The following is a 16,877-nucleotide window of genomic DNA, read 5'->3' on the forward strand; positions in this document are numbered from 1 at the left end:
CTCCCCTAAGCTCCACGAGGAAAGCAGAGGCAGGCCCACCCGATGACGCACCAGTTCCCGGATGACGTGGTCGCCGCCGTGCTCCGCCACATGAACGCCGATCACGTCGACGACAGCGCCCTGATCGCCCGCGCCTTCTGGGATCCGGACGCTGTCTCGGCTGTGATGACCGGCTTCAACGGCGACGGCGGCGACTGGGACGTCGTCTCCCCCGACGGCACCGTGCATCCGGTGCGCATCGCCTGGCCGGGCGGTTCGATCGCCGAACGCCCCGCCGTGCGCCGCGAGGTCGTCGCCCTGTACGACGACGCGTGCGCGAGACTCGGCATCGAACCTCGACCGCACTGACGCTCACGAATCGCAACGACGTGCCGCGCCCATCGCGGCGGTGAGGACACCGACACCATGCCCAGAAACACTCCCATCCCCCTGTCGACGAAGATCCGCGAGCGCTCTCAGGCGGCGCACTCGGACAGCGAGGGCTCGGGGTTCATGTCGTCCCTGCTGAAGGGTCAGCGCACGCGCGACGACTACATCGCCCTGGTGGCCCAGCACTACTTCATCTACCGGGCGCTCGAAGCGGCAACCGACCGGATGCGCCGTGATCCGGTCGCGTCGACGTTCATCAGCGACCGGCTCACCCGACTGCCGGCGCTCGAGGCCGACCTCGCTTTCCTGATCGGGCCCGACTGGCGGGAGCAGATCTCACCGCTGCCAGCGACTGCGCGCTACGCCGAGCGCATCGACCAGGTCGGCTCCACCTGGGCCGGAGGGTTCGTCGCGCACCACTACACCCGCTACCTGGGCGACCTGTCCGGCGGCATCCATATCGGCCGGGTCATCCGGCGCCAGTTCGGGTTCGACACCAACGGCTCGGGGTTCTACGTCTTCGAAGCAGTCGCCGACCCCGCGGAGTTCAAGAACGTCTACCGGTCTCAGCTCGACGCGGCCCCGTGGAGCGAGGACGAACACGAGCGCGTGATCGACGAGGTGCTGCTCGCGTATCGCTTCAACACCGAGGTGTTCGAGCAGCTCGACGCCGACCGCGGGGTCGAGACCAGCGTCGCCTGAGCCCCCGCGTCCCGTCGCTCAGGTGCGGCAGAACGCCGCTGTCGACGCAGGACAGCGGCACTTTGTCGCACCTGAGCGACGACGCGGGCGCCGTCGGCCGCCGGGCTCAGTTCCCGGCGGCTCCCGCGTCGGTGGAGGAGACGTCGGTGCGCTCGAAGTTCTTGGCTGAGCGGCTCGCCGTCGGGCCGCGCTGGCCCTGGTAGCGATTGCCGTAGGGACCGGAGCCGTAGGTGTTCTCGGCGGGCGAGGTGAGCCGGAAGAAGCACAGCTGGCCGATCTTCATCCCCGGCCACAGCTTGATCGGCAGCGTGGCGACGTTGGACAGTTCGAGGGTGACGTGGCCGGAGAATCCCGGATCGATGAACCCCGCCGTCGAGTGGGTCAGCAGCCCCAGACGTCCGAGCGACGACTTCCCCTCGAGTCGCGCGGCCACGTCAGCCGGCAGCGTCACGCGCTCGAACGTCGACCCGAGCACGAACTCGCCGGGGTGCAGGATGAACGGCTCGTCGGGATCGACCTCGACCAGGTGCGTGAGGTCGGGCTGGTTCTCCGAAGGGTCGATGAACGGGTACTTGTGGTTGTCGAACAGCCGGAAGTACCGGTCGAGCCGCACGTCGACGCTCGACGGTTGGATCATCGCCTCGTCGAGCGGGTCCAGCCCGATCCGGCCGTCATTCAGCTGGGCCTTGATGTCGCGATCCGAGAGCAGCACGACTACAGCCTAATGACTGCCCCGCGTCCCGCACGCCGCGCAGCCTCGCGAGCGGGCCCTTTCATACCGAGCGGGCGCCTTGGATCCGGTGCTGAAGGGTCCGCTCGATCACAAGAGACACGTTCGCGAGATGTCGAGCTCACGGACTGCGCATGTCTCGTCCGGATGGCGCGGAGACCGGGAGAATCAGAAGCGGTTGCCGTCGCCGATGGAGAACTCGAGGGGTCCATCGACGTCGGTCCCCATGTACTTCTCGTACTCTTCGACGATGCTCTCGCCTGGCTGGATCAGATCCGTCCAGAGGAAGTCGAAGCCCTCCGACGCGCTCTGAGCTTCCGAGGGGGTGATCGTGATCTCCGCCGAGTACGCCGCTTCCCGGTCGGACGTGTTGGTGATCGTCGCCTCGTACGTGACATACCCGTCGGCGAGCCCCGTCTCCTCTATGACGATGTCCTGCGCGAGGTCGTAGAACTCGATCTCGGACCAGTCCGTCGCCTCGAGCGTCGGGTAGTACGTGGTGTTGTCCTCAGCGACCGCGAACGTGCCCTGAATGAGCTGGCCGACCGCGACGGTCTCGCCGCCGGTCACGACGAGCTCGGCCGTGGCCTCGTAGTCGGTGTCGCCCGATGAGAACGGGTGGTAGCCCGCGAGCTCGACGTAGTAGGTGATGGCGCCGCCGTCTCTGGTCTGATCGACGATCACGGCGTACGCGGAGAACTCCTGCCCGATGAAGGCGTCGCGGTTGTTCAGCACACCGATGATGTCGTCGGTCGTCGGCTCGGCGGCCAGCTCGGCGGGCGGCTCGACCGGCTGGGAGGATCCACCGCCGTCGGTCGGGTTCGAGTCATCGGAGAAGTCGTCGATGAGGTCGGAGATGACGGGGCGCAGCACCGCCCCGGCGATGACGAGGAACACGATGATCGGCACGATCCGACCGAGCAGCGATGTCCTCTTCCTCTGATGACCGCCTGGGCCCTGCGACGCGGAGGCCGCGTACTGCTGTGCGCCGCCGGAACGCTGGGCGGAGACCGCGGAGCGCCGCTGCGGGCTGCCTGGCACAGCAGTCGTCCCCGCTTGTGCCTGCATCGGGGCGGAACCGCCGCGGCTCGCGGCAGCCCTGGTCCGTCGCCGTTCAGCGGATGCCGCAGCCGCGCTCTGCGCCCTGGCGGCCTGCGCCGCCCGACGCTCTGCTGCGCTGTTGCCCGCCGACATCTCCCGGGTGACGGCCGTGCGCCCCGCGACGCCGTCCACACTCGCCTGCTCACGCCGGCCGCTGCGCGCCCTGCGCCCGAGGAAGTGCGGATCGGTCTCGATGGGGGGAATCACGTACGGTCGCGTCAGGTGCTCGGGCGTCGAGCTGTACGTGCTGGTGTATCTCTCGACGCTGGCCACGCAGTGAGCCTATCCCGCGGGCGGAGCCGCCGTGATATGACGGAGTCATGCGGCATACGACAGCAGCGGCGATCGGGCTCGTGTGGCTCGGCGCAGCTCTGGTCGGCTGCTCGGGCACCGGAGGCTTCGCCGATCTGGAACGCGATCCGTCGCCGGCCGACGAGATCCCCCTGTCCGATTCCGAACTGCGCATCGTCGACAGAGACACCGCACGGTACATCGACGAACACGACGGCACCGACCTCTGGCTCGCCCGCTCGCTCGAGGACGGCATCTGCCTGATCACGTATGCGGATGAGTCGGCATGGGTGGTTGGCTGCGGCGGGTCCGATGGACCTGTCGGTGTGGGAGGCATGGCCGGACGTTTCGAGGCGGTTCCCGGCGGCGGCACGCCACCGGAGTCGGGAACACAGCTCTCCGAGAACGTGTGGGCCCTGCACTCCGAGGGCTGACGGGCGACCCGAGGGCGGCAAGAGCGCCGCCGGATGACTGTTAGGATCGTTCCTACGCGTACGCGCGGGGATGTAGTTCAATGGTAGAACTTCTGCTTCCCAAGCAGACAGCGCGGGTTCGATTCCCGTCATCCCCTCCACCGAGACAGAACCATCCGCGTTCAATGTGCTGCCTGGGCCCTTCTCGCGCTCACGAAGTCGACGGATCCTCAGCGCAGGCCCCGAACGGGCTCGCACTCCTCCGGATCAGCAGCCGTCGCTGCGAGCAGATAGATCCCCTCATGCATCGCCGGGGTCGCCGTATGCATGGACTCGTCGACCCAGGCGTGCAGGGTCGGCTTCGAGTTCATTCGCCCATCATGCCGACCGCCTCCGACACCGAGCGGTCAGAACGCAGAGCGCGGGGCCGTGCGCGTCCCTGGCCGCACTCATCCCTCGCGCCGCGGCAGCACGATCGGTCGGCCGGTGCCCGGGTCGGGGATGACGCGCACCGGAGTGCCGTAGACCGACTCGATCAGCGCGGCGTCGAGCACCTCATCCGGGACCCCGTGCGCGCGCAGCGTACCGCCGTCGAGCACGGCGACCTCGTCCGCATAGGCACCGGCGAGCGACAGATCGTGCAGCACGACGACCACGGCCCGGCCGCCGCGCGCCAATCGCCGCGCGAGCCGCATGACCTCCTCCTGATGGCGCAGGTCCAGCGCAGCCGTCGGCTCGTCGAGCAGCAGGATGTCGGTGTCCTGCGCGAGCACGCGCGCCAGCGACGTGCGCGCCCTCTCTCCGCCGGAGAGCGCGGGGAAGGACCGGGAAGCGAGAGGGATCACGTCCGCGCTGCGCATCGCTGCGACGATCGCCCGCTCGTCGTCTTCGGCATCTGCCGCGCCGATCCACGGCGCCCTGCCCATCTCCACCACCTGCCTGGCCGTGAACGAGAAGGCGACCGCGTTGTCCTGCAGCAGCACCGCCCTCGTGCGCGACAGCTCGCGCGGTTCCCAGGCGTCGAGCGGTCTGTCCGCCAGCAGCACCTCCCCCGCCGACGGACGGACGTCACCGGTCAGCACGCCCAGCAGCGTCGACTTCCCCGCCCCGTTCGGGCCGACCAGCGCGAGCACATTCGAGTATCGGATGTCGAGGGTGACGTCCGAGAGGATGGGGCGCCCGCCGAGCTCGCAGTCGACGCCGGCGAGGCGGAAGGCGACATCCGTCACGTCCAGCCTCCCGCCCTGCGCCGGTTGCGCCGGATGAGCCAGTAGAAGAACGGGCCGCCGATCAGCGAGGTGAGCAGACCGATCGGGAGATCTGCTGAGGGCACGATCGTGCGGGCTGCCAGATCCGCGTAGACCATCAGCGCCGCGCCGCCGAGGAGCGAGGCGAGGATCAGCGAGCGATGGGCAGGGCCCAGAATCATCCGCACCAGGTGCGGGATGACCAGCCCCACGAACGCGATGATGCCGACGAAGGCGACGGCGACGCCGGTGATCAGCGCCACGAGCACGACCGACACCAGGCGCAGTCGCTCCACCCGCACGCCGAGGTGCGCCGCGGTGCGGTCACCGAGGGCGAGCAGATCGTAGCGGCGCGCGAACAGCACGACCACCGCGACCGACGGCACCGCGACGACGGCGACGACGAGCACCTCGCGCCAGTTCGAGCCGTTCATCGACCCCAGCTGCCAGAACACGATCTGCTCACGACTGGCGGTGCTGCCGGTGAACATCAGCAGCGCGAGCCCCGCGCCGCCGAACGCGTTCACGGCGATACCGGTGAGCAGGAGCGTGACCAGCTCGGTGCGGCCCTGTGCGCGGGCCGTCGAATAGACGACGAGGACGGCCGCGAGACCGCCGATGAAGGCGGCGACGGCGGTCGTCCACGCGCCGAATGCCGTCAGCCCGAAGGTGATCGTGACCGCGGCGCCGAGAGCCGCGCCCGACGAGACGCCGACCACACCGGGCTCCGCGAGCGGGTTGCCGAAGATCGCCTGCATGACGGCGCCGGCGACGGCCAGCAGCGCGCCGACGAGCAGCGACATCGCCACGCGCGGGAAGCGGATCTGCCAGAGGGTCTTCTCCAGCAGATCGTCGGTCGGTGCCCATGGGTTGTCGACTCCGAGGCCGCGCAGCACCGATCCCGCGACCTCCGCCGGGCCGATCGGCAGCTGCCCCAGCCCCGCCGAGAGCACGACGCCGACGACGACCAACGCCGCGAGCGCGGCATACAGGACGATGCGTCTGGCTCCGAGTCGTGCGCGGGTCGCGTCGGTGGCGTGCGGACGGACCTGCGTCATCCGGCGTCGTCCTCCGGCGCGTAGATCGCGCGGGCGAGCGCGTCCAGCACCAGGGAGGACCGCGGTCCGAAGGACAGGATGGTGCCGTCATCCATGTCGACGAACCGCCGGTTCTCTCCTGCCGTGGTCAGCGCCACGGCAGGCTTCTCGGCGAGGAGGCCCTCGACCCCTCCGACGGATTCGATGCCATCGCTCATCACCAGGATGAGATCCGGATCCGCCGCGACGAGCGCTTCATCCGTCATCGGCTGCATGCCCTCCCAACCCAGCTCGCTGACGACGTCGATGCCGCCGAGAGCATCGATGAGCTGGTCCGCTCCGGACTCGGAGCCGAACAGGTAGTAGACCCCAGCCGATCCGCGCAGGTAGAGGAAGACGACCCGCAGCCGTTCGTCTCCGGAAGGGGCGATCTCGGCGATGTCGGCGATCGTCTCGTCGACGCCCGTGCGGATGCTCTCGGCGAGGAGATCGCCTGCCTCCGGCGCACCGAACACGGCGGCGACCTGTTCCGCGAGCGAAGCCGCACCGTCGAAGGACGGCTCGTTCTCGACGAACACGACGGTGATGCCAACGTCGCGCAGCTGTTCGACCACGTCGACGGGCCCCACCGTGCCATCCGTGATGACGACATCCGGCTCGAGAGCGATGACCGCCTCGGCGTTGACCGTGTGGCCTCCGCTGGTGACCTGCTCCAGGTCCTGGGTGCCGGGGAACGTCGTCGCCTGGTCTCGACCGACGAGCGTGTCGCCGAATCCGAGACCCCATACCGTCGCCGCGAGGGACCCGGCGAGATCGATTGCGACGACGCGGGAGGTGTCGGTGACCTCGACTGCGACCTCGCCGTTCGCGTCGTGCGAGGTCACGGTCGCCGGCAGGCTCTGCTGCGGGTCGTCGACCACCGGCGAGATCGCGACGTCCTGCAGTGCGGCAGTGGACTCCCCGACGTGATCACGAGGGTCGTCGAGAACGTCCAGCTCCGACAGCGGGGGCAGATCGGCCGGCGCCGCATCCGCGGACTGCTCGCCCGAACCTTCGGCATCCGGTCCGCACGCGGCGAGCGCGAAGACGCCGGCGAGCGCGATCGCGGCGATCGTCGCCCTGAGCCGTGCGCTCATCGCTCTGCCCGCTCTCCTCGACGAATTCGCCGGTGCTGCCGAAGCGTGCCGGTGCGGCGACGAGACCGGATGCGGTGAGGGCGAGCTGCCTGCGGCAGTGCGGCGGACGTGGGTGCGCATGGCATCGGGTTCCTACAGGTGAGGGGCGGTCGAGCACGGGCGTGCCGGCAGAGGGCGGCTGCTGCGCCCGATACCGGATCTGTCACTGCGTTCGACGGCTTCTGAGAACCACTCGCCCTCGAAGCGCAGATCACTCGTTTAGGTTAGGCAAGCCTACCCAATATAGCCCGACACCTCGACCTCAGAGACGAGACGAGCACGGCCACCCCCACAGCCACCAGATCGCCGCGCAGGTGATCAGCACCAGGATCAGGATGCCGACGAGGGCGGACTCGAACATGCCGAGCCGACGGCCGAGCTCCGGCACGTCCGCAAGCAGTGCGACGGCGAGAATCGATGCTCTAATACCATGCCATCCTGAGGTGATTCTCGCAGAACGAGCAGAATGCAATGGTCAATCGCGAATTGTTACCATTCTGCAACGGGTCACCTGCCCTATGATGACCAAGTCGCACACATTCGAGGAGCGGACCGAGAGAGTGTCCGCACCGAGACGCGCCGAGGAGGCAAGCAATGGACGGCTTTATGAGCAGTTTCAACTGGGGCGACATGTTGGTGAAGATCGGCCTCGCCATCGTCATCATCCTCGTCACCTGGCTGATCGCCTGGCTGGTGAAATGGGGGATCAGCAAACTCGTCGGCAGGATCGGGTTCCTGCAGAAGCAGGGCAGCGACGGCAAGCCCGTCGGTGATTCGATCGGACAGGTCGCATCGCTGCTCGTGTGGCTGTTCGGCCTCGTCGCCGTACTGCAGGTGTTCGCGCTGGAGCAGGTGCTCGCTCCGATTCAGAGCATGCTCGACGGCATCCTGCAGTACCTGCCGAACATCATCGGCGCCGGCTTCATCTTCTTCATCGGCTTCGTGATCGCGAAGATCGTCAGCCAGCTCGTGAGCGTGGCGCTGAACGCCGCGAACCTCGACCGCCTGATGCGCAAGGCGTCACCGCAGCGTGCCGCCGATACGATCACGGGCGAGGAAGCCGCTCCCCCGCCGCAGGAGGCATCACCCGACCAGCCGTCACAGCCGAGCGCGGGCACCCGCATCGCATCCATCGCCAGCAACCTCGTGTTCGCGGTCATCCTGATCGTGGTCGCCGTGGCTGCCCTGCAGATCCTCAACATCACGGCGATCTCCGAACCGGCCGTGCAGATGCTCAACCTGATCCTCGGGGCGATTCCCTCGATCATCGCGGCGCTGCTCATCCTGGGCCTCGGCTACCTGATCGCGAAGTTCGTCGGCGATCTCCTCGAAGGCACGCTGGTCGGAATCGGCACCGACAGGGCCATCGCGAGTGTGGGCGTCGTGCCGGAGGGCAGGAGCGCGTCGGCGATCATCACGGCGATCGCCAGGGTCGCGATCATGGTCTTCTTCGGCATCATGGCGGCACGCGCCCTGAACTTCCCGGAGATCACCGGCATCCTCAACGAGGTGCTCTCGCTCGGCGGACGAGTGCTGTTCGGCGGCGCGATCATCGCGGCCGGGTTCCTGGTCGCGAAGCTGCTCAGCAACGCCATCGGATCCGGCACGGCGAGCACCGTCATCCGCTACGCCACGCTGGTGCTGTTCGCGGCGATGGGCCTGCAGTACATGGGCATCGCCGATTCGATCATCACCCTCGCTTTCGGCTCCATCGTCGTCGGCGGTGCTCTGGCTGCCGCCCTCGCGTTCGGGCTCGGCGGCCGCGACGCCGCAGCGCGGTCACTCGACAGACTGGGCGAGAAGGCCGAGAAGAAGGATTCGACCCCGACCGCATAGCCGAGCGGTCGATCCACCGAGGGGCGCGTTCTGCGGGGCGCGCCCCTCGTCGCGCACTCCGAATGGCCGCGTGCCGATGTTGACCAGAATGGGAACATTTGTTCTAATGTATCCATGCGGTGGAGTGGACAGAGAATCGACCAGGCGTCGGCTGAGAAGCCGACGCTGCTCGGCATGCCGGGCCTCGTCCGCAGCGTGCAGACCCCGGATTTCGCCGGAGTCACGTTCCACGAGGTGACCGCCAGATCCGCCCTCAACCGCGTTCCGGCATCGAGCTCGATGCCGTTCGAGTGGACCGTCAACCCGTATCGGGGATGCGGTCATCAGTGCGTGTACTGTTTCGCCCGCAGCACCCACCGCTATCTGGAGCTCGACGCGGGCGACGACTTCGACCGGCAGATCATCGTCAAAGTGAATGCTCCGGATGTGCTGCGCGCGGAGGTCGGCCGGCGGTCGTGGCGTCGGGAGCTGGTGGCGCTCGGCACCAACACCGACCCGTATCAGCGGGCGGAGGGGCGCTACGAGCTGATGCCGGGCATCATCCGGGCGTTGGGAGAGAGCGGCACCCCGACGTCCATCCTCACCAAGGGCACGCTGCTGCGCCGGGACCTGCCGCTGCTGAGCCGGATGGCGGAGCACGTGCCCGTCGACATCGCGATGTCGATCGCGGTGTTCGACGATGATCTGCAGAAGGCGATCGAGCCGGGAACGCCCAGCACCCGTGCCCGGCTGGCCACGGTGAGAGCCGCCGCCGAGCTCGGGTTCCGCGTGACCGTGTTCCTGATGCCGATCATGCCGTGGCTCACCGATCATCCGGAGCATCTGGAGCACGCCGTCTCGCAGATCGCCGCGGTCGGCGCGCACCGCGTCGTCTTCGGCGCGCTGCACCTGCGGCCCGGTGCGAAGGAGTGGTTCCTCGAGTGGATCGCCAGGGAACATCCGGAGCTCGAAGCCGGCTACCGGCGCTTCTACGGGACGGCCTCATACGCGCCGAAGGCGTACCGTCAGCAGCTCTCGGCGAGGATGCGCCCGCTGCTGCGCCGCCACGGCCTCGATCCGCGCGAGGATGAGGATCAGCCTGAGGCGCGCCGCCTGGCCCGTTCGGCCGCACAGATGGTGTCGCTGGAACCCACGCCGCAGCCGACGCTGTTCTGATCAGCCGGACGGGCAGCGGCTCCATCGGAATGCGCACGCAGTGCCTGCGTCCGGCTCGGGCGCATGGCGGCGACCGAGCGTCACCCGACGTCGACGACGCGCACGTGCCGCGGTTCAGCGTGTGGCAGAGTTCCGGATGCGCCCGCAGGATAGTCTGAAAAGCGCGTGTTGAAGGAAAGCGGGGATTCCATGTCGCCTCAGACGACTGTCGCGCCGGCGCAGCTGCTGCGCCTCTCTGTGCAGTGGGAGTCCCAGCGCATCGATGTCAGTGTCCCTGGAGGCGTTCCGGTCGCCGAAGTGCTCCCGTCACTCGCCCGACGCCTCCGCATCCTCGACAACATCTCCGCGTCGTCCGGGTTCCGTCTGGTCCAGGCCGACGGAACCGTACTCGGCGGGGACCGCTCCCTCGCCTCTCAGAGCGTGGACGACGGCGATCTGCTCATCCTGGAGCAGGGGACGACTGCGGCATCCGCGAAGCGCTACGACGATCTCGTCGAAGCCGTCGCCGACGTGGTGGAGAAGGACGCTCCGGCATGGTCGGCGCAGAATTCGGTCACGACTGCGACCGTGGTGTCATCGGTCCTGCTGCTGCTCGGTCTGGCCCCTGCTGTGTGGTCGTGGGCCGGCACCGGAACGGTGGTCACCCCGGTCGGCGCCGGTGCGGCCGCAGTCGTTCTGATGACGTGCGCCATCGTGATGGACCGCACGCGCGCTCCGCAGCAGGCCGCCATGGCGCTCGCCGTGGTGTCATCGGTGTACGCGGGCGTCGCCGGATACACGGCGCTGCCCTCGGACGGCGCATGGGCGGCGCCGCTGCTCTTCGGTGCGGGGGCGATGCTCGTGTTCGGCGTCGTGACGATGCTGGCGCTGAAGCGGCTGCGCGAGTACGGACTCGTCCCCGTGGTCCTCGGCGGTGTGCTGCTCGCCGTCGGCGCCGTGACCATCTGGCCGGCCGTACCCGTTGCCGGGACTCTGGCGGCGGTGATGGCGCTCGCCGGCATCGCGGGACTCGCAACGCCATGGATCGCCCTGGCTTCTGTGCCGCTGCGCGTGGTCTCCGCCCGCGACGACTCCGAGGTCTACGACGCCCCGACTCGCATCGCGCCGGAGCAGGTCGCGAAGCTCTACGCCCGGGCGCACCGCTACCAGGTCTCCCTGCGGATCGCCGTCTGCATCGTCGTGCTGATCGCGACCCCGCCCGTCGTCGCTTCCGGAATATGGGGGCTGGTGCTGTCCGCGATGACGTACGGCGGCATGTTCCTCGGCGCCAGACAGGTGTACTCACGGTTCGACATCGTCGCAGTCTCCTCCGGCGTGCTCTCAGGAGTGCTGCTCGGCGTCGTCACGGCCATCATCACCCACCCGGAGTGGATCACCGGGCTCGTCATCGGCCTGTCCGCTGCCGCGGTGTGCGTGATCGTCGTGGTGCTGCTCAGCAGCAGATCGCGGATCGGCCTGACGCGCTTCGCCGATTTCGCCGAATGGGCGACGATCGCCCTGCTGCTGCCGCTGGCCATCATCGCCGGAGGCTGGTTCTGACCCATGGCGTCCAAAGCCGAGCTTCTTCAGGCACAGGCGTTCAATCGTCGGCGGCTGCGGACCGCGTTCACGAGCGGAGCACCTGGCGGACGCGAGCTGCCCCCTGGCAAGCCGCTGCGCGGTGTGGTCGTCAGCGTCGCACTCGGGATCCTGACGGTGATCGTATCGCTGCTGATCGGCACGTTCACCGGCACCCTGCCCAAGGACTGGGGCGATGGCTCGATCATCGTGGTCAGCGGCGAGGGCACCCGGTACGTCGCACTGGGCGACACACTGTATCCCGTCAAGAACCTCGCCAGCGCACATCTGCTGGTGGAGACGACCGAGGTCACGTCGGTGCCTGCGTCGAAGCTCGACGGCATCGAGCGCAATCCGTCGCCGGTGGGAATCGACGGCGCCCCTGATCAGCTCCCCGCCCCCGACCGGCAGTACACCGGAGCCTGGCTGAGCTGCATCGACGCTTCCCGCCCGCTCGAGCTCTCCACGCGCATGCTGGGCGATTCGTCCGGCCCGGAGGATCGAGCGGCACTCGTGAAAGACGGCGACGGCGGGTACTGGTTCATCCAAGGCGCATACCGCTACGCCCTGCACCCCGACAACGTCGCCGTCGTGGCCAGCGTCTTCCTGGGGATCGACGACATCGACGCAGTGCCCACCGCCTCGGCCCTCTGGCTGAACCTCGTCACGCCTGGCACACCGCTCGCAATGGACCTCGGCGGCGATCTGGGATCGGATGCGGGGGCCGCAGGTCTGGTCGTGGGGCAGACCGTGCGCACGCAGTCGAACGGACAGACCGTCGCCGAGTACGTCGTCGATGGGAAGGGCGCGCTCGTTCCGGCCACGCCCTTCGCGCGCACGCTGCTGACCGCGTACGTCGGCGTCGAGCCCGTCACCATGACCGTCGCCGAGGCGACGGACCTGCGGAACGTGAACTCGGACGCCGTCCCAGGCGACTGGCCCTCCGATGTCCCCGTCGACGCCGAGGACGCCGGCGCGACGTGCCTGCAGATGATCCCGGACGGCGGCGTCTCCGTTGCAGCGGCGCCGAGTGATGTCGAGCCAGGGACGCAGGTCACGCCGGGAACGGGCGCGGCCGTGACGACGCACGGCTCGGGTGAGGGCAGCACGTACGGCTTCGTCTCGGAAGCCGGTGTGCACTTCCCGGTCGAGACGGCCGCAGATCTCGAGCGCCTCGGGTACGAGCCCGACCAGGCGGTGCCCGTCCCTGCGGCATGGACCCAGCTGCTCGAGCAAGGACCGGCCCTCAGCCGGGAGATCGCGCAGAGGACGGCGCAGGGACTGGGCGAGTGATGGGGCGCGGCGGCCTGCGCGGTGCGGTGACGGCGATCGGGCTGCTCGCACTGCTCGGCGCGGGAGGTGCGAACAGCGTTCCTCCTTCTGCCCCGCAGGCGGACACGACCGCCTCCGCGCAGTCGCCTGCGATCGACGCGACCGCACAGCAGTGCACGCCGGACCAGCGCGTCCTCGCCCCCGGCCCCAGCTATCTGGTAGAACGCCTCGGGCTCGAGGAGGCCTGGACGCTCAGCCGCGGCAACGGTGTGACGGTGGCGGTCGTCGACTCCGGAGTGGAAGCGGGCAACGTGCACCTCGACGGTGCGCTGGCGCAGGGCCGCAGCACCTTCGGCGACGGGAGCGCCCCGGCCGACGACGACCGCTTCGGTCACGGCACGGCCATCGCCGGCCTCATCGCCGGACGACAGGTGGACGGCTCGGGGGTCGTCGGCGTCGCCCCTGAGGCGAAGGTCATGCCGGTGCGCGCCTTCGAAGCAGCACCGGAGGACGGACAGTCGTCGAGTGATCTCGCTCCGCCCTCCGCGGGCTCCGTCTCTGAGGGGATCCGGTGGGCGGCCGAGCACGGTGCGCAGATCATCAACGTCTCGCTCTCCGACGACGGCTCGCTCGAGCAGTACCGCAGCGCCGTCGCCCGCGCCCGTGAACTCGGCGCGCTCGTCATCGCCAGCGCAGGCAACCGCAACACGGCCGACCCGAACGGTCCGGATCCGGTGCACTTCTATCCGGGCGAGCTCGACGGCGCTCTCGCCGTGGCGGGGGTGCTGCGCGACGGCTCCTGGGATCCGGACTCCTCGTATGCCGGTGAGCACGTCGATCTCGCGGCTCCCGGCCAGTCGATGCCGTCGGCCTACATCTCTGGCGGCGACTGCGTCTTCAACAGCGACTCCGCGTCATCGAGCTACGCCACGGCCGTGGTGTCGGGTGCCGCGGCACTCGTCGCCGCCCGCTTTCCCGATGAGTCGCCCGACCAGTGGGCCTTCCGGCTGATGCAGTCGGCGATGCGCGTCTCGCCTGCGGAGCGCAGCGACACCGTCGGGTGGGGCGAAGTCCGACCCGCCGCTGCGCTCGCTCTGGCCGACGACGGCACCCTCCCCGGCCCCGAGTCACCGGCGCATCCGGCCCCGACGCCCGCACCCGCCGAGGAGCGGATCATCTCGACCGAGCCGGTGCCCGACCCGCTGGAACCGGCGCGCACAGCAGTCGGCTGGATGCTGGGCGCCGGCGCGACGATCTCGACGATCGTTCTCCTGCTGGCACGGAGCCGGGCTCGACGCGCGAGGGACTGAGAAGGTGCGCGGGACGAGTTCCGCCCTGCGCTGCCCGAGCCGTCGATGGGTAGTCCTACCCCTATGGCCGTTCTGCGCCGCTCCGTAGGATGGCCTCGACGGTGCACAACAGGAGGAGCCCATCGTGAACCTGGACATGGCGGACGCCAACCGGCTGATGGCAGAGCTGCGGCAGACTGCGGCGGAACTGCAGCACGAACTGCGTGCGCTGGGCGACGCGTCGAAGGAACTCACCCCGGTCACGGTGGAGGATGAGAAGAAGGCCGTCAAGCTGACACTGGCCGCCAGCGGCGCCGTCGAGACGCTGGCTCTCGACGAGGACTGGCGCGACAAGATCGGCGAGGAGACACTCGGGCTCGCCGTGAGCTCCTGCTATCAGCGCGCGATCGAGCAGCGCGCCGCGCAGTGGATGGAAGCGTACTCGGAGAACGCGGAGAAGGACGCCGCCGACCCGGACGCTGCCGTGCCGGAGCCCGAGCCCGTGGAACTGGGCGATCCGAGCTCCGCCTGGGGTGCGGAGGGCCGTGAGCAGCTGCGGGAGATGTTCGATGCCGCGAACGCCGAGCAGGAGAAGTTCCTTGCGCACCACAGGCGTCGGGCGCGCGAGGAGCGCGATGGCGTGAACTCCGCCAAGACCGTCACCGTCACGCGCGAAGGCGACACCATCACCTCGGTGACGCTCGATGAGCGGTGGGTGCGGAACACCAACGACTCGGTGATCGAGCGCGAGATCGTCAGCGCGCTCAACGGCGTGATGGCGATGGCCGCGCACGACCGAGAGAACAAGTACGAGGGGTTCCCGGCGATCGCGCAGCTCGCTGAGATCGGACACAACCCCCGTGAGCTGATGCGCCGCATGGGCGCCATCCGGTGAGACAGGGAGTCTGAGACATGGGCATTCTGGACGACGTCGTCGATCTGGTGAATCCGATCGACGAGATCCGAGACTTCAACGAGAACATCCAGGAGGGCGATGGGCTCGGCGCATTGGCCAACGTTCTGGATGCGGCCACCCCCGTCGACGAGGGCTACCGGATCGTGACAGGTGTGAACGAGGCCCTGCAGGATATCGATCTGCCCGTCGGCCCCGTCGCCCCCCCGTTCGGCCCCGGCGTCGTCCCGAAGGAACCGCACGGAGGCGGAGCGCCCCCGGCGACGCCCTCGACCGGCCAGCCAGCGGGCCAATCAGCCTTTCCGACGCCCCCGCCGCAGCCCGCGGCGTCGTCGTTCGTCGGCGACGGCGAGGTCGAGGTCGACACCTCGTACCTCCGCAGGGATGCCAGTCTCTGGGAAGCCGCGGGGGGCTCCTACGGCACCATCACAACGGCCGCGGAAGGCCTGACCATCGACCCCGCCGCCTTCTCCTTCATCGGCGGCCAGGCCGCGAACGCGTACGGCACATTTCAGGCCACCATGGTGGCCCTGCTGGGCACCGCGCCCGAAGCGCACAGCGGCTTCGCCGACTCCCTCCGGCTGACGGCCGACGAGTACGACGAGAACGACGAGGACATCGCGGGCGGACACAATCCGGACGCCGACAACGTCAACTGCGACGTCCCGGGTGGCGGCCCTGGTGGCGGCCCCAGCGGCGGGACCGGCGGCGGCAGCGGGACCGGCGGAGGCAGCGGCGGCGGGACCGGCGGCGAGAGCCCGCAGGTCGACGGCTCGATCGACGGCGACGCGGGCGACGCGGCCGAGGACGCCCGGCTGGATGCTGAGGCGGACCAGCTCGACACTCGCGCCAGCGCGCTCGACCGACAGGCCGATCAGGCCGACAGGCACGCCGAGCAGGCGCAGGAACAGGTCGACGCACTCGACGAGCAGATCGACGCGCTCCAGGAGCGTGCTGCCGAGCTCGACAGCAGCGCCACCGATCTCGAGCGTCGTGCGACCGAGCTCGATCTGAAGGCCGAACAGCAGCTGCAGGCCGGCGACTCCGCCGGGGCGCTGCAGAGCCGCACGGATTCGGCCGCACTGCGCGCGGAGGCCTCTGCGCAGCGTGCCGAGGCCGCGGAGATCCGCGAACAGATCGAAGAGCTCGAGGCCGACCGCGACGGTGCCGCCGAAGAGGTCGCGGATGCCCGTGAGGATGCCGCGGAACTGCGTGACAAGGCGGCAGACCTGCGCGAGCAGGCGGCCGAGCTGCGGGATCAGGCAGCCGGTGACGGCGCCGACGGCGAGGCGGCCGATTCCTCGGGCGACGCCGCAGACGGTTCCGACCCGACTGCGGACGGTGATGTCGAAGGAGAGCCGACCCCGCAGACCGACAGCGCTGACGGCACCGACGGCCAAACGGAGACGGACGGCGACGCTCCGACGGACGACTCAGACGGAGCCGCCGCGGACGCCGAGGGCGAGACCGGCGATCCCGACACGGCGACGGACAACCCGGACGGTGCGACGGACGGGTCCGCAGACGACGCAGACGGCGACGGATCGGGCCCGCGCGCCGAGGGAGATGCCCCTGGCGACGGTGCGTCGACCCCGCAGCCCGACGGCGACAGCGCCGGCCTCGGCGATGGGGAATCGACACCCGATGACCTCATCGGCGGCCCCGAGACGATCGACGGCCGACCGGACGTCGACATCCAACCGACTCCTGCCCAGCCGGACGTCGCTGGCCCGGCCGTGCCTTCGCAGCCCGCGTCAGCTCCCGCGTGGCAGTCCCGACTCAACAGCTGA

Annotated in this window: 17 protein-coding genes and 1 tRNA gene; 11 read left to right on the forward strand and 7 right to left on the reverse strand. The window is 69.2% G+C overall.

The genetic code is table 11. The annotated features are described in order from the left end of the window. The first annotated feature begins 42 nt into the window (after positions 1–42). Together DZG09_RS01515 and DZG09_RS01520 are read left to right on the forward strand one after the other, a co-directional pair. Positions 43–348 carry a DUF2470 domain-containing protein gene (locus DZG09_RS01515; RefSeq protein ID WP_119695974.1) on the forward strand — a complete coding sequence of 102 codons (306 nt, stop codon included), beginning with the start codon at positions 43–45 and terminating at the stop codon, positions 346–348. Positions 349–405: 57 nt separating this feature from the next. Next, positions 406–1,071: a biliverdin-producing heme oxygenase gene (locus DZG09_RS01520; protein WP_119695975.1), complete on the forward strand. Its 666-nt coding sequence runs from the start codon at positions 406–408 to the stop codon at positions 1,069–1,071. Positions 1,072–1,177: 106 nt separating this feature from the next. Here the strand turns inward: DZG09_RS01520 and dcd are convergent, their stop codons facing one another. Continuing rightward, positions 1,178–1,783 (reverse strand): dCTP deaminase, encoded by a 606-nt coding sequence (gene dcd, locus DZG09_RS01525; protein WP_119695976.1) that lies wholly within the window; start codon positions 1,781–1,783, stop codon positions 1,178–1,180. Between the two features lie 186 nt (positions 1,784–1,969). After that, the gene (locus DZG09_RS01530; RefSeq protein WP_119695977.1) at positions 1,970–3,175 is read right to left on the reverse strand and encodes a hypothetical protein; all 1,206 of its coding nucleotides are present in this window, start codon (positions 3,173–3,175) and stop codon (positions 1,970–1,972) included. Between the two features lie 47 nt (positions 3,176–3,222). Between DZG09_RS01530 and DZG09_RS01535 the strand changes: the two genes are divergently transcribed. Together DZG09_RS01535 and DZG09_RS01540 are read left to right on the forward strand one after the other, a co-directional pair. Beyond that, complete coding sequence (locus DZG09_RS01535) at positions 3,223–3,627, forward strand: hypothetical protein (RefSeq protein ID WP_119695978.1); 405 nt, start codon at positions 3,223–3,225, stop codon at positions 3,625–3,627. 66 nt (positions 3,628–3,693) lie between these two features. Then, positions 3,694–3,767 (forward strand) — tRNA-Gly (locus DZG09_RS01540). 69 nt (positions 3,768–3,836) lie between these two features. Here the strand turns inward: DZG09_RS01540 and DZG09_RS16480 are convergent. The 5 genes from DZG09_RS16480 to DZG09_RS16950 all read right to left on the reverse strand — a co-directional run bounded on the left by DZG09_RS16480 (position 3,837) and on the right by DZG09_RS16950 (position 7,453). Then, entirely contained in the window at positions 3,837–3,977 is a 141-nt protein-coding gene (locus DZG09_RS16480; RefSeq protein ID WP_162893100.1) for a hypothetical protein, read from the reverse strand. Between the two features lie 78 nt (positions 3,978–4,055). Further along, a complete protein-coding gene (locus DZG09_RS01545) occupies positions 4,056–4,841 on the reverse strand; it encodes a heme ABC transporter ATP-binding protein (protein WP_420845899.1) in 786 nt (261 codons plus the stop codon). Continuing rightward, positions 4,832–5,911, reverse strand: a complete 1,080-nt coding sequence (locus DZG09_RS01550; RefSeq protein WP_119695980.1) for a FecCD family ABC transporter permease — start codon at positions 5,909–5,911, stop codon at positions 4,832–4,834. Before DZG09_RS01550 ends, DZG09_RS01545 begins: the two co-directional genes overlap by 10 nt. Further along, complete coding sequence (locus tag DZG09_RS01555; RefSeq protein ID WP_119695981.1) at positions 5,908–7,026, reverse strand: heme/hemin ABC transporter substrate-binding protein; 1,119 nt, start codon at positions 7,024–7,026, stop codon at positions 5,908–5,910. The genes DZG09_RS01550 and DZG09_RS01555 overlap by 4 nt, the downstream gene beginning before the upstream one ends. A gap of 301 nt (positions 7,027–7,327) precedes the next feature. Next, on the reverse strand, positions 7,328–7,453 hold the full coding sequence (locus tag DZG09_RS16950) for a hypothetical protein (protein WP_276116026.1): 126 nt from the start codon (positions 7,451–7,453) through the stop codon (positions 7,328–7,330). 218 nt (positions 7,454–7,671) lie between these two features. Between DZG09_RS16950 and DZG09_RS01560 the strand changes: the two genes are divergently transcribed. The 7 genes from DZG09_RS01560 (at position 7,672) to DZG09_RS01590 (ending at position 16,877) form a co-directional block, all read left to right on the forward strand. Further along, positions 7,672–8,901, forward strand: a complete 1,230-nt coding sequence (locus DZG09_RS01560; RefSeq protein WP_240423601.1) for a mechanosensitive ion channel — start codon at positions 7,672–7,674, stop codon at positions 8,899–8,901. 114 nt (positions 8,902–9,015) lie between these two features. Next, positions 9,016–10,056 (forward strand): Rv2578c family radical SAM protein, encoded by a 1,041-nt coding sequence (locus DZG09_RS01565; RefSeq protein WP_119695983.1) that lies wholly within the window; start codon positions 9,016–9,018, stop codon positions 10,054–10,056. Positions 10,057–10,245: 189 nt separating this feature from the next. Further along, a complete protein-coding gene (eccD, locus tag DZG09_RS01570) occupies positions 10,246–11,595 on the forward strand; it encodes a type VII secretion integral membrane protein EccD (RefSeq protein WP_119695984.1) in 1,350 nt (449 codons plus the stop codon). Between the two features lie 3 nt (positions 11,596–11,598). Beyond that, complete coding sequence (locus tag DZG09_RS01575) at positions 11,599–12,906, forward strand: type VII secretion protein EccB (protein ID WP_119695985.1); 1,308 nt, start codon at positions 11,599–11,601, stop codon at positions 12,904–12,906. After that, a complete protein-coding gene (locus DZG09_RS01580) occupies positions 12,906–14,195 on the forward strand; it encodes a S8 family serine peptidase (protein WP_162893101.1) in 1,290 nt (429 codons plus the stop codon). Before DZG09_RS01575 ends, DZG09_RS01580 begins: the two co-directional genes overlap by 1 nt. A gap of 124 nt (positions 14,196–14,319) precedes the next feature. After that, on the forward strand, positions 14,320–15,069 hold the full coding sequence (locus tag DZG09_RS01585; RefSeq protein WP_119695987.1) for a hypothetical protein: 750 nt from the start codon (positions 14,320–14,322) through the stop codon (positions 15,067–15,069). Between the two features lie 17 nt (positions 15,070–15,086). Then, the gene (locus DZG09_RS01590; protein WP_119695988.1) at positions 15,087–16,877 is read left to right on the forward strand and encodes a type VII secretion target; all 1,791 of its coding nucleotides are present in this window, start codon (positions 15,087–15,089) and stop codon (positions 16,875–16,877) included.

The sequence above is a fragment of the Microbacterium halotolerans genome (assembly GCF_003569805.1).
Lineage (GTDB): Bacteria > Actinomycetota > Actinomycetes > Actinomycetales > Microbacteriaceae > Microbacterium > Microbacterium halotolerans.

Excerpts from the sequence above, each read along its gene's own strand:
- DZG09_RS01575 (WP_119695985.1), top strand. The coding sequence starts at position 11,599 with ATGGCGTCCAAAGCCGAGCTTCTTCAGGCACAGGCGTTCAATCGTCGG.
- DZG09_RS01535 (WP_119695978.1), top strand. The coding sequence starts at position 3,223 with ATGCGGCATACGACAGCAGCGGCGATCGGGCTCGTGTGGCTCGGCGCA.
- DZG09_RS16480 (WP_162893100.1), bottom strand. The coding sequence starts at position 3,977 with ATGAACTCGAAGCCGACCCTGCACGCCTGGGTCGACGAGTCCATGCAT.
- DZG09_RS01550 (WP_119695980.1), bottom strand. The coding sequence starts at position 5,911 with ATGACGCAGGTCCGTCCGCACGCCACCGACGCGACCCGCGCACGACTC.
- DZG09_RS01515 (WP_119695974.1), top strand. The coding sequence starts at position 43 with ATGACGCACCAGTTCCCGGATGACGTGGTCGCCGCCGTGCTCCGCCAC.
- DZG09_RS01580 (WP_162893101.1), top strand. The coding sequence starts at position 12,906 with ATGGGGCGCGGCGGCCTGCGCGGTGCGGTGACGGCGATCGGGCTGCTC.
- DZG09_RS01555 (WP_119695981.1), bottom strand. The coding sequence starts at position 7,026 with ATGAGCGCACGGCTCAGGGCGACGATCGCCGCGATCGCGCTCGCCGGC.
- DZG09_RS01520 (WP_119695975.1), top strand. The coding sequence starts at position 406 with ATGCCCAGAAACACTCCCATCCCCCTGTCGACGAAGATCCGCGAGCGC.
- DZG09_RS01560 (WP_240423601.1), top strand. The coding sequence starts at position 7,672 with ATGAGCAGTTTCAACTGGGGCGACATGTTGGTGAAGATCGGCCTCGCC.
- eccD (WP_119695984.1), top strand. The coding sequence starts at position 10,246 with ATGTCGCCTCAGACGACTGTCGCGCCGGCGCAGCTGCTGCGCCTCTCT.
- DZG09_RS01565 (WP_119695983.1), top strand. The coding sequence starts at position 9,016 with ATGCGGTGGAGTGGACAGAGAATCGACCAGGCGTCGGCTGAGAAGCCG.
- DZG09_RS01590 (WP_119695988.1), top strand. The coding sequence starts at position 15,087 with ATGGGCATTCTGGACGACGTCGTCGATCTGGTGAATCCGATCGACGAG.